The sequence below is a fragment of the Psychrobacter sp. BF1 genome (assembly GCF_019279065.1).
In the GTDB taxonomy this organism is placed as follows: domain Bacteria; phylum Pseudomonadota; class Gammaproteobacteria; order Pseudomonadales; family Moraxellaceae; genus Psychrobacter; species Psychrobacter urativorans.
This window is the reverse complement of record NZ_JAGYWV010000001.1, coordinates 103,182-128,365: the sequence shown is the minus strand read 5'-3', so window position 1 is coordinate 128,365 and position 25,184 is coordinate 103,182. Positions and strand designations below refer to the sequence as shown.

General features: G+C 42.0%; 20 protein-coding genes. 6 read left to right on the top strand and 14 right to left on the bottom strand.

Going from position 1 to position 25,184, the window contains the following annotated elements; all coding sequences use genetic code 11:
• Window positions 1-69: 69 nt before the first annotated feature.
• From KZA12_RS00525 to KZA12_RS00490, 8 genes are all read right to left on the bottom strand, one after another.
• Window positions 70-2,391: a cation-translocating P-type ATPase gene (locus KZA12_RS00525; protein WP_218688859.1), complete on the bottom strand. Its 2,322-nt coding sequence runs from the start codon at window positions 2,389-2,391 to the stop codon at window positions 70-72.
• 341 nt (window positions 2,392-2,732) lie between these two features.
• Window positions 2,733-2,957: a heavy-metal-associated domain-containing protein gene (locus KZA12_RS00520; protein ID WP_201622402.1), complete on the bottom strand. Its 225-nt coding sequence runs from the start codon at window positions 2,955-2,957 to the stop codon at window positions 2,733-2,735.
• Window positions 2,958-3,107: 150 nt separating this feature from the next.
• On the bottom strand, window positions 3,108-3,365 hold the full coding sequence (locus KZA12_RS00515) for a heavy-metal-associated domain-containing protein (RefSeq protein ID WP_201622401.1): 258 nt from the start codon (window positions 3,363-3,365) through the stop codon (window positions 3,108-3,110).
• 31 nt (window positions 3,366-3,396) lie between these two features.
• Window positions 3,397-4,296 (bottom strand): 3-deoxy-8-phosphooctulonate synthase, encoded by a 900-nt coding sequence (kdsA, locus tag KZA12_RS00510; protein ID WP_218688858.1) that lies wholly within the window; start codon window positions 4,294-4,296, stop codon window positions 3,397-3,399.
• Window positions 4,297-4,583: 287 nt separating this feature from the next.
• Window positions 4,584-6,218, bottom strand: coding sequence for a CTP synthase (locus KZA12_RS00505; protein ID WP_218688857.1), 1,635 nt, complete (start codon window positions 6,216-6,218; stop codon window positions 4,584-4,586).
• 249 nt (window positions 6,219-6,467) lie between these two features.
• Complete coding sequence (locus KZA12_RS00500; RefSeq protein WP_218688856.1) at window positions 6,468-7,643, bottom strand: porin; 1,176 nt, start codon at window positions 7,641-7,643, stop codon at window positions 6,468-6,470.
• Between the two features lie 348 nt (window positions 7,644-7,991).
• Window positions 7,992-9,038 carry a porin gene (locus tag KZA12_RS00495; RefSeq protein ID WP_218688855.1) on the bottom strand — a complete coding sequence of 349 codons (1,047 nt, stop codon included), beginning with the start codon at window positions 9,036-9,038 and terminating at the stop codon, window positions 7,992-7,994.
• Between the two features lie 565 nt (window positions 9,039-9,603).
• On the bottom strand, window positions 9,604-11,802 hold the full coding sequence (locus KZA12_RS00490) for a malate synthase G (RefSeq protein WP_218688854.1): 2,199 nt from the start codon (window positions 11,800-11,802) through the stop codon (window positions 9,604-9,606).
• A gap of 704 nt (window positions 11,803-12,506) precedes the next feature.
• Between KZA12_RS00490 and KZA12_RS00485 the strand changes: the two genes are divergently transcribed.
• Complete coding sequence (locus KZA12_RS00485; RefSeq protein WP_218688853.1) at window positions 12,507-13,262, top strand: tRNA-(ms[2]io[6]A)-hydroxylase; 756 nt, start codon at window positions 12,507-12,509, stop codon at window positions 13,260-13,262.
• Window positions 13,263-13,450: 188 nt separating this feature from the next.
• Here the strand turns inward: KZA12_RS00485 and KZA12_RS00480 are convergent, their stop codons facing one another.
• From KZA12_RS00480 to mtgA, 6 genes are all read right to left on the bottom strand, one after another.
• A complete protein-coding gene (locus KZA12_RS00480) occupies window positions 13,451-13,660 on the bottom strand; it encodes a hypothetical protein (RefSeq protein WP_201622394.1) in 210 nt (69 codons plus the stop codon).
• 68 nt (window positions 13,661-13,728) lie between these two features.
• Window positions 13,729-14,352: a hypothetical protein gene (locus KZA12_RS00475; protein ID WP_218688852.1), complete on the bottom strand. Its 624-nt coding sequence runs from the start codon at window positions 14,350-14,352 to the stop codon at window positions 13,729-13,731.
• A gap of 144 nt (window positions 14,353-14,496) precedes the next feature.
• Entirely contained in the window at window positions 14,497-14,817 is a 321-nt protein-coding gene (locus tag KZA12_RS00470; RefSeq protein WP_256932759.1) for a hypothetical protein, read from the bottom strand.
• A 45-nt stretch (window positions 14,818-14,862) separates the two neighbouring features.
• Complete coding sequence (locus KZA12_RS00465) at window positions 14,863-15,042, bottom strand: hypothetical protein (protein ID WP_218688851.1); 180 nt, start codon at window positions 15,040-15,042, stop codon at window positions 14,863-14,865.
• A 552-nt stretch (window positions 15,043-15,594) separates the two neighbouring features.
• On the bottom strand, window positions 15,595-17,811 hold the full coding sequence (gene ppk1 / locus KZA12_RS00460; protein WP_218688850.1) for a polyphosphate kinase 1: 2,217 nt from the start codon (window positions 17,809-17,811) through the stop codon (window positions 15,595-15,597).
• Window positions 17,812-18,066: 255 nt separating this feature from the next.
• Window positions 18,067-18,753 carry a monofunctional biosynthetic peptidoglycan transglycosylase gene (gene mtgA, locus KZA12_RS00455; protein WP_201622389.1) on the bottom strand — a complete coding sequence of 229 codons (687 nt, stop codon included), beginning with the start codon at window positions 18,751-18,753 and terminating at the stop codon, window positions 18,067-18,069.
• Between the two features lie 253 nt (window positions 18,754-19,006).
• Here mtgA and KZA12_RS00450 point away from each other — a divergent pair, with 253 nt between their 5' ends.
• The 5 genes from KZA12_RS00450 (at window position 19,007) to KZA12_RS00430 (ending at window position 25,070) form a co-directional block, all read left to right on the top strand.
• The gene (locus KZA12_RS00450; protein WP_201622388.1) at window positions 19,007-19,324 is read left to right on the top strand and encodes a glutaredoxin family protein; all 318 of its coding nucleotides are present in this window, start codon (window positions 19,007-19,009) and stop codon (window positions 19,322-19,324) included.
• Between the two features lie 556 nt (window positions 19,325-19,880).
• Complete coding sequence (locus KZA12_RS00445) at window positions 19,881-21,653, top strand: L-lactate permease (RefSeq protein WP_218688849.1); 1,773 nt, start codon at window positions 19,881-19,883, stop codon at window positions 21,651-21,653.
• 207 nt (window positions 21,654-21,860) lie between these two features.
• Window positions 21,861-23,069, top strand: a complete 1,209-nt coding sequence (locus KZA12_RS00440; RefSeq protein ID WP_201623166.1) for an alpha-hydroxy acid oxidase — start codon at window positions 21,861-21,863, stop codon at window positions 23,067-23,069.
• Between the two features lie 81 nt (window positions 23,070-23,150).
• Window positions 23,151-24,224 carry a rhomboid family intramembrane serine protease gene (locus KZA12_RS00435; protein ID WP_218688848.1) on the top strand — a complete coding sequence of 358 codons (1,074 nt, stop codon included), beginning with the start codon at window positions 23,151-23,153 and terminating at the stop codon, window positions 24,222-24,224.
• Window positions 24,225-24,272: 48 nt separating this feature from the next.
• Window positions 24,273-25,070 carry a MipA/OmpV family protein gene (locus KZA12_RS00430; protein WP_201623164.1) on the top strand — a complete coding sequence of 266 codons (798 nt, stop codon included), beginning with the start codon at window positions 24,273-24,275 and terminating at the stop codon, window positions 25,068-25,070.
• The last annotated feature ends 114 nt before the right edge of the window (window positions 25,071-25,184 follow it).

The window sequence follows — 25,184 nt, the reverse complement described above, 5'->3', positions numbered from 1 at the left end:
CTTATCTATTAAAACCTGTCTGCAAAACCGGACCCTAATAAAAATCAGCTGCTACCTAAGTGTCAGCGACTAGACCTTGTTTGCAACATTAGGCGCAGATACGGTATTAGTTGATTCTACAGCCGTTTTAAAACGGGTTAAGCGTAGGGCATTCATCAGTACTGAGATTGAGCTAAGGGCCATAGCGGCGGCAGCTATCATCGGGTTTAAGAAACCAAAGGCGGCTAATGGAATCCCTAGACAATTATAAATAAAAGCAAAGAATAAATTTTGTTTAATATTGCGTACTGTCGCTTGAGCTATTTTTTGTGCTGCATCAATGTGCATCAGTGACTCACCCATCAAGCGCGCAGAAGCGCTATGCTGTGCTACATCAGTACCATCTACCATTGCAAAGCTAGCATCAGCAGTGGCCATCGCTGGTGCATCATTGACCCCATCTCCTGCCATCGCCACTTTATGTCCAGCCGTTTGTAACTTAGCGATTTGGCTAGCTTTATCACGTGGACTCATTTGGCCATAAGCGGCATCAATACCTAGCTGCCCGGCTACGTGGTCGACGACTGACTGCTTATCGCCACTCATTAAGATGACCTTAATACCAGCAGCTTGTAGTGCACTAATCGCCTGTGGAGTATCAGACTTTAGATTGTCCGCTAATGCGAACGCCCCTAAAGGCTCATCATTAATGCTCACCGCCACAGTACTAGCTATTTTCCATACTTTGGGCATCAGCTTAGGCAATAGCAAATTTGCAAAATCAGCAGTGCCGACTTTAACGGTGCCAAGACCTTCGATATTGGCTTGAATACCAGCGCCTTTGATAACGCTAATATTGGTCACTGGTAGTAAGGATAATTGGCGCTCAGCTGCCGCATTGATTAAGGCGGTTGCTAGCGGATGGCTGGCATGCACTTCGACACTAGCAGCAAGTTGCAGCACCTCATTAACCGCTAAAGACTTATCCACCATTACTTGATCAACGATAGCCGGTTTACCAATAGTCAGAGTACCTGTTTTATCTAGGACTACAGTATCAATATCCCCTGCCGCCTCTAAACTCTGTGCGTCTTTGAACCAAACGCCATGCCGAGCAGCAACGCCCATACCAGCCATAATCGCCGCTGGAGTAGCTAAACCTAAGGCGCAAGGACAAGCAATGACTAATACAGATACTGCATGCATCAGGGCGGTATCTAACATCCCCGTCAGCCACCAAGTTAGCCCGAAAGTCACTGAGGCGATGGCTACTACTACTGGCACAAAGATAGCAGTGACTTTATCTGCTAAGCGCGCCAGCTTGGCCTTAGATCCCTGCGCATCGCTGAGCGCTTGCACCATATCACCAAGCTTAGTATCGCTACCTTTAGCAGCGACCCGATATAACAAGCTACCGTTTTCGACTAACGCCCCGGCCAGCAGTCCATCGCCGATTTGTTTTTTCAGCGGTACAGATTCGCCAGTTAAATGACTCTCTACACACCAGCCTTCACCATCGACAACGACTCCATCAGTAGCCACACGACTGCCTTGCTTGGCACGTAAGATGTCATCGATTTGCACTTGTTGCAAAGCCACATTATAAAAATCACCGTTAGGCTGCTGCTGTTCAACTTCATCAGGGGTTAGTGTCAATAATAAATCAATGCTATTTAGGCTGTGTTTTTTGGTACGCTCTTCTAAATACTTACCAGTACGCACAAAGACGATGACCATCACCCCTGCTTCAAAATATACCTCAGGGCCATGGTTCATAGCGCCATGCAGCATGGTGCTATCGCCGTGAGTTAACCAAGTATAAGTGGAATACGCCCAAATGGTTACAGTGCCGATCACCACCAGCACATCCATATTGGCCAGCCCACCTTTTATTGATGCCCAAGCACTACTATAAAAAGGCAGCGCAAATCCAAACTGGACGATGGTTGCCAATACAAACTGCATCCAAGTCGCTGGCATCCACGCCATGCCTTGACCTACTAGCATGCCTGTCATACCGACTAAGAATGGTATTAAACACAGCCACAGTCCAATTAAGCGCCACGGTAGACGCGTTTCAGGGTCTTTATTAGGTTTGGCAAATAAGTCCTCGCCTGCTTGTAGGTTAGCTACAAAGCCAGTTTTATTGACCCATTCGGTAATCTGCTCGGGTGTCGTCTCTATTGGATTATAATCTACGTTCGCCGTCTCGCCAGCGAAGTTGACACTAATCTCATAGATAGAAGGTTTTTTAGTCAGTACTTTTTCGATTCGCGACGCACAAGCCTGACATGACATGCCCTCAATCGCTAGCTGCAAATGTGCGCGCTGCGGTTGCAACTGAGTATTTTTCTGAATATCAGTCTCTACTGCATAGCTTTCATCAGAGGATGTGCGGGTGGAATCATTCATAAATAAAAGCTCGTCATACTGAGTACAGAGATATAACCGCCATAAGCGCTATTAACGTATAACAGTAGGTCAGTGGGTGGATGGATGCTGCACAAGATAGGGTAATTAGAGCAATAAATCAATGCATAACATCCATCAGCAGCGTTATCTTCATTATCTCAGGCAGCAAAAACATAATAAATATTAGAAATAGTAACAGTCGCTATTAACCTTAGGCAAAATACTGGCTTTTCAAGTCTAATCGGCAAGTTAGCTAACTGTAAACCAACAAGCTAAGTCCTAGATTTGTAGCAAAAAAAACCAGCCTTAGCAGCTGGTTTTATGATAAAGATATAAACCTCTTACGAATTAGCAACAGTGGCATCAAATCCAGCATCATCAATTGCAGCGGCAATCTTCTCAGCGCTAGTTTTAGTATCATCAAAGCTGACTGTTGCTAAATTATCAGCAAGCTCAATTGAGATAGTATTTAACCCATCGATGTCAGCAGTAGCAGTATGCACACTAGCCACACACCCACCACAAGTCATGCCATCAATATTAATAGTACGCGTTTGCTCTGCCATGTTAGGCTCCTTATTGTTATCTATTAGAATAATTAGCTACTCACTATTATCCTCTGACTATTAGCCACTACGTTAGAGCAATGCTAACTGATTATCAAGGGCGTTTAGTAGCTGATTCATTACCTGCTTAATTGCCGTTCAGTTCAGTATTCACTTCTCGTGATAATGCGGATTCTGTGGAGAGTCAATTGGGAACGGTTGGGTAACATAGTCGACCATGCTGATAGCGGCGGTCAGTGCGTGAATACTGGTATCCGTATCCTCGTAACTGACTATAGCGCTATTGCTGGCTGTATCAAGCTCAATGGCGGTTACGCCAGTAATGTTCTTTAGCGCTATCATAAGACTGTCAAGGCCCTCAGCATCGCTGATGTTATCGATACTTACTCTCGCTGTTTGCATAGCCATAAGCTTGCCCTCTCATTTTAGAAGATAGTGTTTATTGAGTATCTAAAACCTCAAAGCCTTTTACTAAGTCGTCAAGCTGCTTTAATTGCTGTAGAAATGGTTCAAGCTGGCTCATGCGTAGGGCACAAGGACCATCGCACTTAGCGGTTTCAGGACTAGGATGTGCTTCTAAAAACAGCCCTGCCAAGCCTGTCGCCATCCCTGCACGTGCTAGAGTAGTAATCTGCTCACGGCGACCACCAGCGCTATCACTACGCCCGCCTGGCTGCTGCAGACTGTGGGTCACATCGAAGAATACCGGCACATCCATCTGTTTCATGGTGTCAAAGCCCAGCATATCAACCACTAAATTATTATAACCAAAAGCACTGCCACGCTCGCACAAGATAAGCTTGTCATTACCAGCCTCAAGACATTTATCAATAATGTGACGCATCTCATGCGGCGCTAAGAATTGTGCTTTTTTGATATTAATAATAGCCCCAGTCTTAGCCATCGACTCTACTAAGTCAGTTTGCCTAGACAAGAAGGCTGGCAGCTGAATAACGTCAGCAACTTCAGCTACGGGCTGCGCTTGGTGTGGTTCGTGAACATCAGTAATGATCGGCACTTGATAGCGCTCTTTGATTTGGCCTAGCCAATCAATACCCTTCTCAAGCCCAGGTCCGCGAAACGAATGCAAGCTTGAGCGGTTGGCTTTATCAAAGCTGGCTTTAAACACATAGCCAATACCTAAGCGCTCACAGATATCAATGTACTGTTCAGCGATTTCAAAAGCCAACTCTTTGGACTCTAAAATATTCATACCACCAAATAACACAAACGGCTGATCATTACCGATAGTGATAATTTGCTGACTGTTGGTGTTGGTGTCTGTTTGTTTGGGCGTCGTAAGCTGGATATGCGACTGCGCAGTTAGTAAAGTGTCCATAAAATAGCTGTCCTAGTTATTATTACTGATTAGCGCTGTTGATTATTATTATCTGGTACTCAATAGCTATTGTAACTGATAGTCCTATAAAAAAAAGCCGCTAAGTTGCATTAGCCACAAACGATATAAAAACAAAACCATTCACTTACATAAGATAATTAGCAAAAAAAGACCACTCCGTAGAGTAGTCTTTTTTATATTTCAAACCATTAAAACTACAGCTATTCAAGCTTAACCGCGTTTGCAATGATAACTATTGCAACTAAAACGCGTTTAAACTCAAAAGACTATTTAATGTCGTTATAGTTTTTAGCCGCTTTTACAAAGCTATTAAACAACGGATGGCCACCACGTGGCGAGCTAGTGAATTCAGGATGGAACTGCACCCCGATAAACCATGGATGCTCAGCAATCTCTACTGATTCAACTAAATGCTGCTTAGTTGAGTAGCCCGATATAGTCATGCCAGCTTGCTCTAGTGGTTCAATATAACGGTTGTTCATCTCATAGCGATGGCGATGACGCTCTGTGATTATATTAGAGCCGTATATTTGGCTAAGCTTACTACCAGCGACTAGCTCCGCTTGTTGAGCTCCAAGGCGCATAGTACCACCAAGATCAGAATCATCACTGCGTATTTGCAATTCGCCGCGCTCATCTAACCACTCAGTAATCAGACCAATAATCGGCTCGGCAGTCTTACGATCAAATTCAGAAGAGTTGGCATTGATATTGAGCACATTACGAGCGTACTCAATTACTGCCAATTGCATACCCAAGCAGATACCTAAATAAGGTACTTTGTTCTCGCGAGCATAAGTAATAGCTTTTATTTTACCTAGCGTACCGCGCTCACCGAAGCCTCCAGGCACTAAGATGGCATCAGCTTGTTTCAAGCGCTCAAGCAAGCTATCGTCAGTCTCTAAATGCTCAGCATCGATATAATCGATATTTACTGCTGCTTTATGGGTGATGCCAGCATGCAATAAGGCTTCATTTATTGACTTATAAGCATCAGGTAATTCAACGTATTTACCTACCATAGCTACGGTTACCGTAGTCTCAGGATTGAGCTGCGCCTCAACTACTTTGTCCCAATCGCTCAAGTCTGCTTCTGGCAAATCAAGACCAAAACGCTCACAAATTAGATCATCTAGATCCTGTTCATGGAGGGTGCGTGGAATTTGATAAATACTCTTAGCATCTTCGCACATGATGACCGCACGCTCTTCAACGTTAGTAAATAGCGAAATCTTACGACGATTATCAAGAGAAATCTTGTGCTCAGAGCGACAGATTAAGATATCAGGCTGCAAGCCAATGGAGCGCAGCTCTTTTACTGAATGCTGCGTCGGCTTAGTCTTAGTCTCTCCAGCGCTAGCAATGTAAGGCACTAAGGTTAAATGCATTAGCATGGCTTTATTACGACCAAGCTCAACTTGCATTTGACGCACTGCTTCCATAAATGGTAATGATTCGATATCACCAACAGTACCACCAATCTCAATAATAGCCACATCGTAGCCTTCACCACTAGCTAAAATCTTACTCTTAATCTCATCAGTGATATGCGGAATAACTTGTACAGTACCGCCTAAGTACTCGCCGCGACGCTCTTTGTTTAGAACGTTTTGATAGATACGGCCGCTGGTGAAGTTATTACTCTTACTCATTTTTGAATGGCGTAAAAAACGCTCATAATAACCCAAGTCCAAATCGGTCTCTGCCCCATCAGCAGTGACGAAAACTTCGCCATGTTGAAAAGGACTCATAGTACCCGGATCAACGTTGATATACGGATCCATCTTGGTCATAGTGACATTGACACCACGTGCCTCTAATATCGCGGCAAGAGACGCTGCGGTGATACCCTTTCCTAGCGAGGACACTACCCCACCGGTCACAAATATAAACTTGGTCATAGCACTCTATCAGTAATTGGTAAAAGAGGATTTTACTAAAAATACGCCATGAAATATAGGGCAAAACCAAAACTCTGTTAAATAGTTAGCTTTTAAGCCCTACTAATACCTATGTTGACACTTTAACCCGCTAAATTGTCTGTAAAAAACTCATAGGACCAAAAAAAACTCACCCCGAAGGATGAGTTTTTAAATCTAAAACCAGTTTGATTAAGTTTGATAAAGATCATTTCTACAGCAAGCCTAGCTTTAGAACTTATATTCTAAACCTGCACCAAAGGCAAATACATTGATATCAGACTCAATGACATCATAGCGATCAAATTTTTCTTTACCATTTTTATTAACTTTATTTACTTTACCTACAGCAACGTAATCTGCTGAGTTTTGACCAATATAAGCATGTCCGGTGATATCCTTTTTAAACTGATAAGTACCGCCTAGCACAACTTGGTCTGAATTTGAGTTACTAAAACCATTTAGATTATCAGTTTTATTATATTGCACATAAACGGTGGTAGGTTTTGCCAAGCTGTTTAAGCCCATCTTAGCGCTGACTACTAAGCCTTTTTCTTTGTCGGAGCCAGCAAAGTCATAATCAGCTTGCTGATACATAACCCCTAGGGTTACTGGATGATTAATATAATGAGTCAAATCGGCAGTGGCAGTAGCACGTATAACCTCTCCCCCATAATCGACTTTATGCTTCTCTTTAGTATCCGTTGGGTCTAACAGATTGATATCATCGTCCATATCCATGTCTTTACTATAGGCAATACCTGCGGTAAAACCAGTACCTTTATCAAACATCAATGAGGCACCGTAACCGTTTTTGCTATTATCTAAGCTTTCATCAGCGGCATACTGGAGAGCTAAAGCTACTGGCAGCTCTTTATATTGAGGGGCAAACCAGACGATTGAATTATTCTGACGAGAGTCATCAAGCATATTTAATGCTCTTAGCTCGTTTTCTTTATTGAGCTTACTATCGCCTAGATTGTCCCAGTAACCTTCGGTAAGGGTGACGTTATTCACTTTCCCTAATACTGAGGAGTTGCGACCTAAGCGCAGTTCGCCGAAGCGTTTATTGGCTAGACCCAGATAAGTATCACGATTTTTAAAACCATCTTTATCCCCATCAATGCTAAAGCCATACTCTAGCTGATACACCACTTCAGTCTCATCAGATATCGACTCAGAGCCTTTTATACCAAGACGCGAGCTATGGGAGTTTATTTCTAGTGCATTTTTATCATAGTCTGTCGGGGCATCTGTGGTTTCATTAGGACCAAGACGAGTCATAACATCAGACTCAAAATTAATATAGTCAGTAGTCACAAAAACTTTGCCGTAAACCTTGGGAGCGGCATGCGCAGTAGAGAATGCAACAGCCGATAATGCTGAAGCTAAAAGTATTTTTTTCATAACGAAACTCGATTTTACGGTGATATTTAGATCATTTTGCACAGTAGTAGAACGCAGACCTACAACCAAGCATAAGCTTAGAAATAAGGAGCTTGCTATAACTGGCTTTAAATAGGGGGCTGAGCAACATTTGTTGCTGGTGTAATACTTGGCTTGCAAGGATAGCAACTTTGACATTATTTGCAACATTTATCGCTAAGGTAGTGGCGGACTTTTTTAATAGTAAGCACCACTCTGTAAGTTTAGTTGTTGTTTATCTAGTAGTGATAAACATATAGCTAGTTATTAAAGACATAAAAAAACTCACCCCGAAGGATGAGTTTTTATAATACTATTCTAATAGTTAGATTAGAATTTGTATTCTAGACCAGTACCAATTACTAATACTTCAGCATCGCCTCTTGGCGAAACTTCAAGTTCGGTTGGATTATATCCTACATTGTCAGCCTTGTTCATACCAGCATAGGCATGAGCAATGATGTTGTCTTTGTAGAAGTACTTACCACCAACAACGATCTGATTTGAATCAGAATCGTCAACACCATTTAGGTTTGAGGTGTTGTTATACTGTGCATAAACAGACGCTGGACGAGCAAAGTTAGCTAAAGGCATTTCACCACTGATAACAAAGCCTTTTTCTTTTGACTCGCCGCCATCATAATCAGCTACTTGATATAACGCGCCTAATCTTACCGGAGCTGCGATATATTTACCTAGATCAACCGTAGCCGTACCACGGATGATATCACCTCTAATATTCTGGTCTTTGTCATAAGCTAGGCCAGCGGTGAAGCCAGTACCTTGGTCAAATAGCGCTGCAACACCAAAACCTGTGTTATCGTTACCATTAGCATCATCAGAGCTGTACATTGCAGAGATTTCTAATGGTAAGTTGTTATATTTAGGCGCCGTCCAAATGATTGAACTTGGGATACGGTTACTATCCGCCATGTTTAATGCTGAAACAACTTCTTTTTCGTTTTGAGTCTGACCTAGGTTATCCCAGTAGCCTTGGTTCACAACAACGTTGTCAATACGAGCTAGGCTTGATTGGTTTTTACCAACACGGAACTCACCGAATTGCTTATTTTTAACACCAAGGAAAGTATCACGGTTTTTGAAGCCATTACTATCGCCATCAATACTTGTGCCATACTCTAACTGATAAATGACATCAGTGTTAGCTGTCATAGCTTCAGAACCCTTAAGACCAATACGTGAAGCATGAGAGTTAATCTCTATGGTGTCTTCATCATACATACTGCCGTTAGGGCCATCAAATTCAGCATTAACATAATCAGCAGCTAAAAAAGCTTTACCATAAATAGTTGGTGCTGCATTGGCTGCAGATACGGATAGGGCTGCAATAGCTGTAGCTAGAAGTAACTTTTTCATGGGGATATCTCCACTTCACAATTTTAGTAATAAGCTAGCTATTATTAGCTGGTGCTCATAATGGTATCGTCACAAATCCACAAAGATATAATGTGTAACTGGCTACCTAGATTAGTCAGAAACAAGTTTGACATAGTTTTATTACCACAAGATGAAAAAACCAGCACTTACATAAGTCACACCATTAACCTGAGATTAATGTAACTATAATGTAATGTTCGGTGGTTAACTTTCTAGTGCGTAACATCCGTTACCAAACTCATACTTCGGATATAAGCATAACAACTTTGACATAATTTGCAACATATTTTTTTAATCTTCATCATGGTTTTTTGTAGTTATTCTCTGTGAGGCTTTAGCAACATTAGCATCAGTAGCAAAAAAATTGCAATAAAAAGCACTGCTACTTTTTCACAAAGATAGCAGTGCGGTTCTATATATCCATAAAAACAACCAGCTTAGATAGGCGTCCCATAGCTTAGACCAGTTATACAGCTACTGATCTACAGTATAGCGGCCTAAAGCCTAAGCGAGCTCTATTACGGCACCTAATCGATTAGGCTGTCTACAGACTGCCCTTTAGCTCACGACGGGCACGATGTAATAAAGGCTCAGTATAACCACTTGGTTGCTCTCGACCTTTGAATACTAAGTCACAAGCCGCCTTGAAGGCTATAGAGCTATCAAAGTCAGGGCCCATAGGCTGATAGCTAGGATCATTAGCGTTTTGATTATCGACCACTGTTGCCATACGCTTCATCACTTCCATAACTTGTTCAGTGCTGACAATATTATGGTGTAGCCAGTTAGCGATATGCTGACTCGAGATACGCAACGTGGCTCGATCTTCCATCAGACCGACGTTATTAACATCCGGTACTTTTGAGCAGCCAACGCCTTGGTTTACCCAGCGCACTACATAACCTAAGATACCTTGGGCATTATTCTCCAGTTCTGTCTGTGCTTCCTCAGCCGTCCAATCAGTATCTTTAGCCAGTGGAATACTCAAGATATCATCTATATTGGCACGCTTACGTGATTTTAGACGGCTTTGCACTTCAGCCACATCTACCATGTGGTAATGCATACTGTGTAAAGTGGCGCCAGTCGGTGACGGTACCCAAGCCGTATTAGCCCCTTGCTGCGGATGAGTAATCTTAGTAGCCATCATCTCCTTCATGTCATCAGGACGCGCCCACATGCCTTTACCGATCTGAGCATGACCTTGTAAACCCGTTTCAAGGCCAATATCGACGTTCCATTGCTCATAAGCTGGCTGCCATGCTTGTGCTTTCATCTTGATTTTACGCACAAAAGGTCCAGCATTCATACTAGTATGCATCTCATCACCAGTACGATCTAAGAATCCCGTATTAATGAAGATAACCCGCTCTTTAGCTTGACGAATAGCTTCTTTAAGATTCACCGTCATCCGGCGCTCTTCATCCATAATACCCATTTTGATGGTATAACGTGGTAGACCTAATACATCTTCAGACGCCGCAAATAACTCATTAGCGAACTTCACTTCATCGGGACTGTGCATTTTTGGCTTAACAATATACATAGAACCTGTGCGCGAGTTCAAGTGCTTAGACTTGCCTTTTAGATCGTTTAAAGACATAAGCGGAGTCAATAATGAATCCATAATGCCCTCAAAAACTTCCTCAGGTCCGTCACCTAAATCTACTAATACAGAAGGGTTCTGCATCAAATGACCGACGTTACGGATAAGCAGTAGAGCACGACCAGGTAGTACTAGCTTGCCGCCATCTGGGATAGTATATTCGCGATCAGGGTTTTGCTTGCGAGTACGTAACTTACCCCCTTTTTCAAAGCTCTCTTCTAGATTACCATTCATCAAGCCAAGCCAATTGCGATAGACAGCTACTTTTCCTTCTGCATCGACGGCAGCAACAGAATCTTCGCAATCTTGAATAACACTAATAGCTGACTCAAGTAGCACATCTTTAATACCGGCTGGATCCTCTTTACCAATAGAGTTATTAGCATCGATCTGAATCTCGACGTGTAGGTTATGGTTCTTCAGCAAGATAGCCGTGGGCTTATCCGCAGCGCCAACATAGCCGACGAACTTAGTTGGATCAGCAAGCTCGATACGCTTATCACCTTGGGCAATCTCAAGCTTGCCATCAACTACTCTAAAACCAGTAACATCATTATAAGAGCCAGAAGCTAAGGCAATATTATCGTCTAGAAATTTCTTAGCGTAAGCTACCACTGCTGCACCACGTTTAGGGTTGTAGCTGCCTACCGGCTCTTGACCATTCTCTGAACTAATAACATCAGTACCATATAACGCATCATATAAACTGCCCCAACGAGCGTTAGTAGCATTCAGTGCATAACGAGCATTTTTGACCGGCACTACCAGCTGTGGCCCAGCTATATCGGTAATCTCTTTATCGACATTCTCAGTGCTAACTTGGAAATCACCACCTTCAGGCAGCAGATAACCGATGTCGGTCAGAAATTGCTTATAAAGAGGATAATCAATGACCCCCTCTTTAGCAGGATGGTCTAGATGCCATTGGTCAATTTGGTCTTGTAGTTTGGCTCGGGTAGCCAGCAAGGCTTTATTACGTGGCGTGAACTCTTTGACAACCTTCTCAAAACCTGCCCAAAAATTATCCGAATCGACACCGACGCTAGGTAGCACTTCATTTTCGATAAAGTCATACATTTGCTGTTCGATGGCAAGAGTGCCTTTTTGGATACGATTAGCGTGAGAAGCCTGGCTCATAGTAGTGTCCTTATCTATACGTTAAAGGTGTTAATGTTGAGTTGTGCTATTGATTGCGCAAACTAATCAGGGTTTAGCGTGCTATATTTTGTCCAAACTAAACTCATTTTAGATTCAGATATCTGTTATAAAAAGTAGTAGTAGTTAACTAAACTTCAATAACTTAAACCTTGATTTTCTCTCAAATAAAAAGCCGCTAACTAAATTTTGACGGCTTTTAATCATACTTTATGAGCAGCAAACTTAATGCCAACCAAGATCATTGTAAGTGCAGATTGCAACCACTAAAATAGTACGGTAAAACCATTCTATAGCGGCTTGATATGCCTACTAGCGCAAACTAATAATAAATGCTGATTATCCAGTAATAAACACTAGTAACTAATAGTAAGACAAATTACATAGAAAGCAAAATGCATCCTACTATCAAATTAAGAAATAAACAATAATTAGCCATTCATAAGATAAATAGCGAAGTTTTATATTAATGATACCTTAGGCTGTGTATACCTTTAGCGAGGTAGTACAACTTAGTTAAAAACATGACTTGAGCGTCTACATAAACTGTAAGTAATCATTACCAATGATCTTCAGCGCTCCTTACTAGCGCTGAGATTCAATCAAATAAAGAGGATGACTGCTATAATAGCGCTGATAAAACCTGCTTAATAAATACTAACTTGCCAATAAAGCTTGAATATTCTATGACTGCTAATAAAAACCATGTGCTAGATGCAAAACTAGCCATTGAGCCAGCTCCCAAAGACAGTGCTATTAGCGCTGTTAACAGTAATGAAGATAGAGATGACAGTAGTGAAGATAGTGTCGATGTGGCACGACTACGCACGCCTATCAAAGTTGACCTGACGCCTATCTATGACTTTTTAGGTAGCCGGACAGACTCAACATGGGTAGACCATGCCCTTAACCACTTACCTTTACTCATACAAGATCATGCCAACTGTGAAAAGAAGGCAGCAGGTACAGCGATGAATCTTATCTTTCGCTATGAGTTTGCCTATGATTTGCAGCGTAAGCTTGCGCAGCTAATACGCGAGGAGATGCTGCATTATGAGCAAGTGCTCGGTATCATGCATGAGCGTGGGCAGGATTGGCAGTATCTGAGTGCTGGACGCTATGCTAAAGGTATGCTCAAACATAAGCGTACTTTTGAGCCTGCAGCAATGGTAGATATATTGATTATTGGCGCTTTTATTGAAGCACGCTCCTGTGAGCGTTTTGCAGCGCTGGCTGAGGTGATAGAAGACGCCCGTTTAGCGAAGTACTATCGCTACTTACTCAAGTCTGAAAGTCGGCACTTCGAGGATTACTTAGCTTTGGCGCAATCACTATCTGAAGACAATATCGATGATCGAGTCGCCCTTTTTAAAGCGGTAGAATCTGAGCTGATATCGAGTCCAGATACTGAGTTGCGTTTCCATAGTGGCGTACCTGTTTAATATTAGTCTCGCTATTTGCTTGTTTTTTAACAAACACTTAGATAAATGTGTAAAGAGATACTAGTACAGTAAGCAAAAAAATCGCGCAAAAAAAGCCCTTGCTACTAGTCAATATTATTGATTAGCAACAAGGGCTTTTTATAAAACCGCTTTACTATTGTTATAAATCTGATCGGTAACTTTAGCGACTAGCGCTTTGTGACACTAGTATCATATTGTTTATTGGCTTTTGCCACGTTATGCGGATCATGGTCTTCAGTAATACGCTCAGCGGCAGCGGGATTAACTTTTTGTAGCGCATCATCAGGAACTATGCCTTGATTATCAGCAGCATCCCTCAACTTATAATCTTCATCAGAAGTTTTTCGATCATCATCACGATTAACTGGTGTAGTCATAACTTGCCCTTACTTTAATAGCTGATTAAAAAAACAGTGACTTGTATGCAATAAATGATTGGTTACTATTAGTCTTTTTGATCAGGGGTTAAAATGCGGCTTTGCGCATTATCAACATTAGCATAACGATTCATCTCAGTAATGCCTTCGCTCTTAGGAGCTTCGCTACCCACAGTATATTCATTAATTCCTTCATCAAAAGCACTGCCCTCTTGTTGATCTCGACGATCAGGCTGACGAGCAGCATTATCACCCTCGTTAACATGTACATTATCGACTATATTTTTATCAAAAGTATCAGTGCCATTAGTAACAGACGTATTAGCTTCTAGCTCATCATGATTTGCGATATCATCTTGAGTGATAATATCCCCTTCTACCCACTCATCATTAGCTCCGGTAGTAGCCAAAGCGTCTGGATGATTCACTCTTGCATTTGCTACACGCTCACTAGTGTGGCTATTAGCTACACGTGAGTCTATAGCATCATTATCCAAGCTCTCTATATCCTCAATGAGCCCTGCTCCTATTACCGTTTCTTGCAGAGTTCGGGTGCCTTTAATTTCATCATGATCAGCAATACTAGCCTGATTATGCATAGGAGTATTAGCCGTATGCTCAGTGACCATTTCATTTAAAGTTTCATGACTGCTAATTGGAGTTTTAGTTAATGCCGGATCTTTGGTTTCCATTTTATTATCCTTAGACTAGTTAATAGCTGTTTATCTGATAGCTGCTTATTTAGTAACTGTTAATTCAATAGCCGTTTACTTAATAGCTAAGTCAATCACTTAGGTAACAATCGTAGCTTAGAACTTATCAACTAACTTAAATAATTAAATCTTATTACCATCTTGACTTAAATCATAGGCATTTAGATCACCAACATTTTTGCCGCCATCTGGTAAGTTTTCCTCTTTACGAGGATCAGAATATATTTCATCTGTTTCTTGAGATTTTTGCTGAGGACCATCTATTTCTGCATCATACTTACGTCCTTCATAGCTGCCTTTTGGATTATCTGGCGCCACAGCAGCAGGATCCTCTACAATGACCTTCTCTTCATTATTGGGCTGTTCATTATCAATGATCAGCTGCTCATCAGGAGTAATGTTATTATCTAAAGTAGTTTTAGTATTATTTATAGCAGGTTTCATAGCGTATCCTTGGCATAAGTGTCATGATTATTATTAGTAGTAAGCTTACTTATCAGTACGAGATGTTTCATCAATAAAAGGGGTAGATTCTTCTGCCGTCAACTTCTGCGGTTTATCATTCTGTCCAGGCTGGTTCAAATTACTGTCGATCTGCTCGGCATCAGATTTTTCTACGGCTGCGGTTACTGCGGACTTTGGTTCTAAATCATCATCTAAGCTATTCATAACCTCTCCTATCAGCGATTAAGGTGCAATATTCACAATGGCTACTGTCTCTAAAAACTATGTACTCTAAAAACTATGTACTCTAAAAACTATGTACTCTAAAAACTATGTACTCTAAAATTACTCTAAAAACTGTGTACCTTCAAAACATGTGCTCTAAAAGTTAGGTTTAACCCCGTATAAGCCTTTTATCTAAAATCTGAGCTCAATAACTTTAGCGCTTAATAGCAAGTCAGTAATGGGCAAGTAGTAGTTTGCCAGCAGTAATATTGAATACTATAAACCACTTAAGTATAAGTAATTATCTGATTCCCACTCTAGTGTACTGCGGTATCAATATGTGAATATATGTGAGGTTAAAACACGGTTTGTAACTCACTCTGTTTTGCAAAAAAAACCAAATATAGCTTAGTAGCCGTATTTGGTTTTTGATAGATATTATTACTGTCAGACTCAGGAGTTATTAACTACCGCTAGCTATCTGTTACTCTTATCAGCATTACTTAGTGATACCCCGCCAATGCTATTAGCAAAGCTTGGACTGCTAAGCATCTAGGCGTCACCAACACCACTAATAGTCTTTAGTAGATAATCTTGTGCAATGTGAGCGGTCTCGGTAGCACTTGGCTGTAGCTGTTGCCACTTTCCTGTGCCCTCCAAACTCCATGCTTGCACATTATCTTGTAGATAATTGAGCAGACCATCTTGGTAGATCTGTTTAAACATCTTTTTATCTTGAATCGGAAAGGCGACTTCTACTCGATGGAATAGATTGCGATCCATCCAATCGGCACTGGCACAGTACAAGCGCTCATCGCCATTATTATGGAAATAATAAACCCGAGTATGCTCTAAAAAGCGGCCAATGATCGAGCGTACAGTGATATTCTCAGACAAGCCTTGTACTTGTGGACGCAGGCAACACATCGAGCGCAAAATAAGCTCAATTTTAACCCCTGCTTGTGAGGCATCATAAAGCTTATCGATCAGACGACGCTCAGTTAAAGCATTAGTCTTGATGATAATACGAGCGGGCTTGCCAGCTTTGGCATGAGCAATCTCGTCATCAATAAAGCGCATAAGCTGCTCATGCAAAGTAAAAGGCGCATGAAGTAGTTTTTTTAGATTAGCAGGCTTGCCCATACCTGTAAGCTCTTGGAAGATTTTATGTACATCTTCTGAGATATCAGGGTCAGCGGTAAACAAGCCATAATCAGTATAAACTTTGGCGTTGGCCGCATGATAGTTGCCGGTTCCCAAATGCACGTAGCGAATGATTTTGTCATCTTCACGGCGCACGATCAGCATTAGCTTGGCATGAGTTTTATAACCTACTATACCGTAGACCACTACTGCGCCTGCCTCTTGCAAATAATTAGCAACGGCGATGTTGGATGCTTCATCAAAACGAGCGCGTAATTCGATAACAGCGGTAACTTCTATACCATTGCGCGCAGCAGCAGCCAGTGCTTGGACGATCTCAGAGTTAGTACCGGAGCGATATAAAGTTTGTTTAATCGCTAATACTTTAGGATCGTTAGCGGCTTGCCATAACAAGTTGATAACGGGTGAGAAAGAATGAAAAGGATGATGTACTAATACGTCCCCTTTACGCATCGCACCAAACATACTAGTGCTGCGATCGAGCTTATCAAATTCGCGGCGAAATGCTTTGGGTAGGACATGAGTAAAAGGCTGATAGCGTAGATTAGGGATATTAAAATCAAATAATAAACGAGTTAGGTTCACTGGACCATTAACTCGGTACAGCTGCTTTTCATTTAACTCAAACTGGTTAAGCAGATAGTTACTAATAGGCGTTGGACAGTCAGTAGTCACCTCAAGCCGCACTTTATCACCGAAGCGACGATTCTCAAGCTCACCTTCTAAGGCTTTGGCAATGTCATCGACATCATCAGCCAAGTCCAAATCCGCATTACGAGTCAGTCTAAACTGATGGCAACCGGTGACATTCATTCCTGGAAATAAGTCACCGATATGCTCATGAATCACTGCCGAGAGCATTACATGGTGCTCTTTACCACCCGTTAACTCATCAGGTAGGCGAATGACTCGTGGCAGACTACGGGGTGCTGGTACTATGGCTAAATTAATATCGCGACCAAAAGCGTCCTTACCTTCTAAACTGGCAATAAAGTTCAAGCTTTTATTAACTAAACGGGGGAAAGGATGGGCCGGATCAATACTGATCGGTGTCAATACTGGTGATACTTGCTCAATAAAGTAACGCTTCATCCAAGCCGACTGCTCGCTATTAAGCTCATCACGCTTTAGATAACGAATATCTTGCTCCGCTAGCGCTGGCAAAATATCCTCATTCAAAATACGATACTGCTCTTCGATAGCTTTATGAGTAATCGCTGATATCTCGCTCAAAGTTTCGCTTGGGCGCATACCATGAGGGCTATGCGCCGCATCACCGACACTGAGCTTTTGCATAAGACCAGCTACTCGAATCTCAAAGAACTCATCTATATTCGATGAAAAGATAATTAAGAAGAATAAGCGCTCAAGCAAAGGATGCAGGGGACTTGCCGCTTGTGCTAGTACTCGTAGATGAAACTGCAATAAAGATAAGTCACGGTTGATATAGCTGTTCGAAGAATAACTACCATCCTCAAAACGCTGCCAATCAATTTGGCTAAGAGGAGGATGCTTAAGCAGAGCGCTGCTCTCACTACTAACGGTGTTGCTATCATTATTAATATTATCATTACCGTTATTATTGTTACTTTTCACTATTGCCATGCTCCTACTCCAGGTTGTCATTAGGCACTATTATCTACGCTGATTGCTACTATAATTCTTCAGTGCTGTAGCTACTATAGAGGATAATAATGTCACTGTTACTTTTCTACTACTAGTATTACTTAGGCTATTTTGATGATACAAATTTTAGTTATTAGATTTATTAGACTTGATGTTGTAAAGGCGTATTAGAATAAAAGCTTAACATCATAAAATATTAGTACTGCAAATTAATGACTGCTTTTATTTTTATAGTTAAGCCTCTTGCGGTAAAGCGGCGTTGTTTAAGCGTTTTTTTATAATACGCTGCTTATTACGTAAACGTCTATCGTTGCGATTATTTTCATAATATTTAGGGTTGGTCAAAGTGGCAATGAGCAGTGCTGACTGATCACGGTTTAGATCGGCAGCTGATTTATCGAAATAGTGTTGTGCAGCGGCCTCAATACCATAAATACCATCGCCAAATTCTGCGACGTTAAGATAAGCACTTAGAATACGTGGCTTGTCCCAAAAGGCTTCGATCATTACCGTAACCACTGCTTCTTCGCCTTTACGAATGTAAGAGCGATGTGAGGTCAAGAATAAGTTTTTGGCTAACTGCTGAGTGATAGTAGAACCGCCAGCAGAGGATTTGCCAGTCGCTTCGTTCTTCTTCATAGCTAATTCAATGCCTTTAAAGTCAAAGCCATTGTGTTGACTAAAGGTTGAGTCTTCGCTGACTATAGCTGCTTGTTTGGCGGACTTAGCAATCTGATCATAATCTACCCAAGTCTGAGTAACGCTGCCACCAGTGAGTCGATGCGTAAGCATAAACATACTGTTATTAATAGGCTGGGTCTTCCACAATAACAACAGTCCTGCTACCAACACATGAAAAGCTATCATTAACAGTACTACTGCCAGTAATAGCCGTTTGATAAATCCGCCAAAACTTGTCATGCGCTAAGTGTCCAATTGATTAAAAGAATAATAAGTGACCAAGATCGAAGCTGATTAGTAGGCTATCTTACCCAATCTCACTATCTGTGTCACTGCTGCTGTTATTATTAGGCTGATTTCTTTATCATACCTGACACTTCTCACCCTTATAACTAGCCACAATATTTCCAACAAACCACTGCGTTAGCCAGCACTCTAAGTAGCTATTTTACTCTCGAGCGCTTGGCTATAAGTTTTTTATATGAGTAACTGTATGAACTATTCTGATCCTATGCTAGCACTACGAGCGGCTATTATTAAGGCAACACCTAAGCTCAGTAAAGCTGAACATCAGCAGCAATGGTGGCTACTAGGTACCTCAGGCTGTCATTTATGCGATGAGGCCGAAAATATACTCATGCGTTTACAAGCGGTACAGCCGCTTAACTACCAAAATGTCGATATCGCTGACTTTGATGAAACTTTGATGCTGAGCTTTGCCACTAGCATTCCAGTATTACTAACTGTAAATAAGCGTTTAGATTGGCCCTTCTCAGTACTAGATTTGCAGCAGCTATTGTCTGATTATTAACCGTTAATTTACCTCACTTATCTTGCTATTATGTTAGCCATAGTTAGCTTTTAAGCAATGAGATAGCACGCGCTCGAATATAAATATAACAATAGCCGCACTACTCCTACCCGATAACAGGCACTTTGTCGCTAACCGCCTACTGCTAAGCGCTTCATCCCTATTAAAATAATCTACATAAATTCAAATATTCGGGTAAAAGTAGGGGTTAGCTGTATACTGTTTGGCGTGTTGCACCGTAACCGCCAAGCTTTATCCTGCTATCTACTAGATAGCCGTACTGATTTCTGTAATTAGAGATTATTTACTAGTAAAATTTTTTGACTTTTGCTATGTTGTTTAATGAGTCAACTCCTGACGTTGGCTAGGCAAATTTCTACCTATTAACTGTATCAATTTCATTCTATGTTCAGTCCCTTATAAAAAACAAAAGCCAGATAGAGTCAAACACTAATAAACCAAGCAATATGCAAAAATATTTGATATGACTTTAGCTTCATTGAGGCAAGCTTAGTGAAATAATGGACTAGTACACATTGAAACAAGGATTGTTCAAATGTATACATTTTTGGCCTTAGCGCCCATTTTAGTAGTTCTCGTGCTGTTAGTAGTTATGCGGCTACCCGCCAAAATATCGATGGGCGTTGCCTATTTAGTGACTGCACTGTTAGCTTTATTCGTCTGGCAAGCTAGTGGTGCGCAAGTAGCTGCCGCTACAGCAAACGGTGTCATCGTTGCCCTCACCTTATTGTTTATTGTCTTTGCTGCCATTTTATTATTGAATACCCTAAAAGAAGGCGGTGCTATCATCGCCATTCGTAAAGGGTTTATGGATATCTCACCCGATAGACGTATTCAAGCCATCATTGTCGCTTGGCTATTTTGTTCAATGGTCGAAGGCTCATCGGGATTCGGTACTCCCTCTGCTATTGGGGCACCGCTACTGCTCGCCTTAGGGTTTCCGGCGATGGCCTGCGTTATGGCTGTGCTTATTATTCAATCGACGCCAGTATCATTTGGCGCGGTAGGTACTCCCGTATTACTTGGGGTATGGACAGGAATCAATGATAAAGAAGATATCACTCAAGCTATTGCTCCGCTATCTCCAGAAAACTATCTATTACAAATCACCGCTAATATCGGTCTTATTCATGCGGTAGTAGGCTTTTTAATTCCGCTAATCCTAGTGGCTTTCTTGACCCGATTCTTTGGTGAGAAACGCTCTTTTGTTGAAGGATTAAAGGTCTGGCCTTTTGCTATTTTTGCCGGCCTTAGCTTTACTATTCCTTACTTCTTAGTAGCCAAATATCTAGGCCCAGAGTTTCCGTCACTCGTTGGTGGTTTTATCGGCTTAATGATCGTATTGCCTGCCGCAAAACGTGGATTTTTGATGCCTAAAGAGATTTTTCATTTTGCGCCAAGAGCTAAATGGGACAAAGACTGGTTAGGCTCGTTGCCTGAAGAAAAGTACGATGACACTATTGCCCCGAAGTTTTCTTTGGTCAGAGCGTTTTCTCCTTATCTGGTGGTTATCGGTTTATTGATTATAACGAGAGTAGTAGCGCCGCTCAAAGCGTTCTTAACTGGTGATATGACTACCATCGAATTTAGCAATCTATTTGGTACCACCATATCTAGTAAAATACAGCTGGCCTACTCTCCGGGTACTATTTTAATTATCAGCTCATTACTATGTATTTTATTATTCAAGATGAATGCGCAAGCAGTAAAACGTAGTTGGAGCAATTCAGCCAGAACTATGGTTGACGCTGCACCAGCCCTACTGCTTTCTGTGCCTATGGTACAAGTATTTATTAACTCTGGTTCCGCCGCTGATGTGGTTAATGCCCTACCAGCTATGCCGATACTATTGGCTGAAAGTGCCGCTGGTGCTTTCCAAAATGCATGGCCATTAGTAGCGCCGTGGATTGGGGCAATGGGTGCCTTTATTGCAGGCTCGAATACGGTTAGTAATATGATGTTCTCTTACTTTCAATGGTCTACTGCCAGCCAAATTGGCTTCGATACTAATCTTGCCGCCCAAGTGGTCGCTCTACAAGCCGTAGGCGGAGCAGCTGGTAATATGATTGCCGTGCATAACGTGGTCGCCGCTTGCGCAGTAGTGGGACTCATGGATAAAGAAGGCTACGTTATTCGCAAAACCTTGCTGGCGATGACCTATTACGTCATTCAAGCAGGATTAATTGGCATGGGTATTATCTTTGGTAATATAATATGGTGGATCTTAGCAGTGATTTGGCCAATAGTATTCTTTGGACTAATGGCCATGACTGGTAAAAAAAAGGTGCAGTCCACAGTAGATAGTTAACCTATATCACCTACCTATTGGTCAGTTATTAGTTAATTATTAATTATTGATTATTAATAACTGCCAGATCATAAATAGTTAGTAGACCCTTAGAAGTATTCGAGCTGACGCTACCATGATAGTTGTGGTAGCGTCAGCTTTATAGTTAAACAGCTATTAGCACTAGGCACTCATTAAGCTGTTTGTTTGGTAAATAAGGAAAAACCCATGAAAAACTTAAGCAAAATTACTGAGATTGAAGACTTACGCCGCGTAGCAGAGCGCAAGATTCCTCGGATGTTTTATGATTATGTCGATTCAGGCTCATGGACCGAAACTACTTATCGCAATAACGAAACCGACTTTGATCGTATCAAGCTGCGCCAGCGGGTATTAGTTAATATGGAAGGACGTTCGCTGGCCACTGAAATGCTAGGTACGCCAGTTAGTATGCCAGTAGCCATAGCACCGACTGGTTTTACCGGGATGATGTGGGCGGATGGTGAGATTCATGCAGCGCGTGCTGCCGAAAAGTTTGGTGTGCCATTTTCACTATCGACCATGAGTATTTGCTCTATTGAAGATGTAGCAGAAAACACTAGTGCGCCGTTTTGGTTTCAGCTCTATATGATGCGTGATCAGGATTTTATCGCTAACCTGATTCGACGGGCTAAAGCTGCCAACTGCTCTGCCCTGATCCTCACTGCTGACTTACAAGTGCTTGGTCAACGCCACAAAGACATCAAAAACGGTCTGTCTGCGCCACCAAAGCCAACCCTTGCTAACATCTTAAATCTAATGACTAAGCCTGAATGGTGTCTAAATATGCTGGGCACCAAAAGACGCACTTTTGGTAATATCGTTGGTCATGCAAAAAACGTCGAGGATATTTCATCGTTGTCGGCATGGACAGCGGAGCAATTTGATCCAGCACTGAGCTGGGACGATGTGGCGCGTATCAAAGATATGTGGGGTGGCAAGCTGATTATCAAAGGTATTATGGAGCCTGAAGATGCCGTATTAGCCGCTCGCAGTGGTGCCGATGCGCTAGTAGTTTCTAATCATGGTGGTCGTCAATTAGATGGGGCTCCCTCCTCTATCGCTGCGCTTAGTGATATTGTGCAAGCGGTACGTGCGGAGAGTAGTCAGATTGAGATTTGGCTCGATAGCGGTATTCGCTCTGGGCAAGATGTGCTCAAGGCTATGGCCTTAGGCGCTAACGGTACTATGATTGGGCGAGCGTTCTTATATGGCCTCGGCGCTTATGGTGAAGATGGGGTACGCCGAGCACTTGAGCTGATTTATAAGGAGTGTGATACTACGATGGCTTTTTGTGGTCATACTGATATCAATCAGGTCACCGACGACATCTTAGTCAGAGGCTCGTTTGAGCAGCTCAAAACATCGCTACCTTATGTCGCCCCTATGCGCTGGTAGCATCGATAACAGCAGTAATTTTGTTTATAATGCAGATATCTTTTATACTCTACCTATAACTTTTAACTGATATTTAGCACTATGACTATCAAGCAATTATTTAAAACGGCACCGTTAACGACTCTATTGCTAATCAGCTTTATCTGTCTGTATATCCTACAAGTGTTAACTGGTGTCGATGCCAATAGTCCAACGACTGAAGCTTTATTATACTGGGGCGCCAATGCGTTGCCTTTTAGCATGGGCGATCAGCCTTGGCGCTTAGTGAGTAGTGGATTTTTACACATTGGCTTGATGCATCTACTCTTCAATGGTTTTGCCATGTACTTCTTCGGACAGGTTGCGGAGCCGATGTTTGGTTCAAGCAAGTTTCTAGCGCTGTTTTTATTGGCAGTGATAGGGGGTAACTTGCTCAACAATCAGATGACTTGGTTGAGCATTTTGGACGGTACAGGGCAGCCCGGATTATCTGCTGGCGCTTCTGGTGGCATTATGGGTATTGGTGCAGCGCTGCTAGTGGCAGCCTTGTTTAAGATCTCAGTCAATAACATGGTGCTCAACTTAAAAAGCTTAGTGATGGTCATGGGTATCAACCTAGTCTACGGCTTTGCAGTACCTGGTATCGATAATGCAGGTCATATTGGTGGCGCTATCACTGGTGCCATTATGGCTTTAGGCTTCGGTATCGCTTATCGTCAGCGTCTCAAAGCTCAGCTAGCAGCTATACCAGTAGCGGTCTATCGCACTGAGCCGCCTTCCACTATGTACTCTACTGAGCCAGCTGTTAACAGTACTGATAGCAGTCATTTCAATAAAGACTCAGCACACCTCGATAATACCAATCAAAGTTATACAGTTGACCGGCGCATTTATACCAATAATAATGTCAATAACCCTGTAAACTTAGCTGATAATACTAATATAAACCAAGCCTTTGACCCAGCTGATTTGAATAGCAATATTGGTGCTGATGTTCATTCTGATGCCAGTGATGACCCTCAGATCACGAATAGCTATGCTGCAGTGCTAGCAGCAAAACCCGCTATGCTTTGGCAACTACTGCCTTGGATTATTATGATAATTATAGCTATAGGCTTTAGCTGGTGGTGGCTAGATATTCATAATCAAATATTAAAAGTATTAGCTGCTCAATAAAGTAGTGCTCAGCTTCACCTTATTCTTCATCGCTTATGAGATCCGACTATGTCTAAACTATCTATTATTAATACCCGCACTGTATTGGCATCAACCGCCGCCGTTACTTTGCTAGCTACAGCCGGTATGGCAAATGCTGCCTTGTTTAAAAACATACCTACTGATCCAGACGCTGAGTTAAGCGTTGGCATAAATGTTTTATATACCAACAGTGCTTATGATACTGATAAGAATCAAGTACGAGTATTGCCGGGGGTTTTTTATGATAATAATAGATTTTATGCGCGCGGTGCTCAAGCTGGTGCGTACTTAATCAATGATGGTACCAATCAGCTATCAGCTTATGCACAACTCGATGGTAATTCATTCGATCCTGATGATGCTAGCGGGGCGCTATCGGGTCTTGATGAGCGTAAATTATCAGCAGCGGCCGGCTTAAGCTATCAGCGTCTTACTCCTGTTGGTGGCTTCCGTGCCCAATATGCTGCTGATATCTTAGATCGTAGTGGTGGCAATACTGGTCGTTTATCTTACATTGGTAAAGTTAGCAAGAACAAGCTAACTGTCTATCCAAGCTTTGGTTTTGAATACCATGATGCGGATTATAATAATTATTACTACGGGGTTAGTAACGAAGAGTCAGCACGTACAGGCGTTGATGCTTACGAGTCTAATAGTAGTTTAAACCCTTATATCAACGTCAGCGCTAACTACGACTTTAGTGATAAATGGGCAGGATTTGCTAATCAAAGCGTAAGCTACTTAGCCAATGAGCAATACGACAGCCCGATGGTTGACTCGCGTGTAGACGCAACTTCTACCCTTGGTTTGCTATATAAGTTTTAGCAATATCAGCTTAAAAGCTAAATTTTAGTATTTGGCGTAGGCTGGGCTTTTAGCCCAGCTTTTTTTTGGGCAAAATTAATGGATTTGTGTGTATATCCCCTACCACAGCTAGAA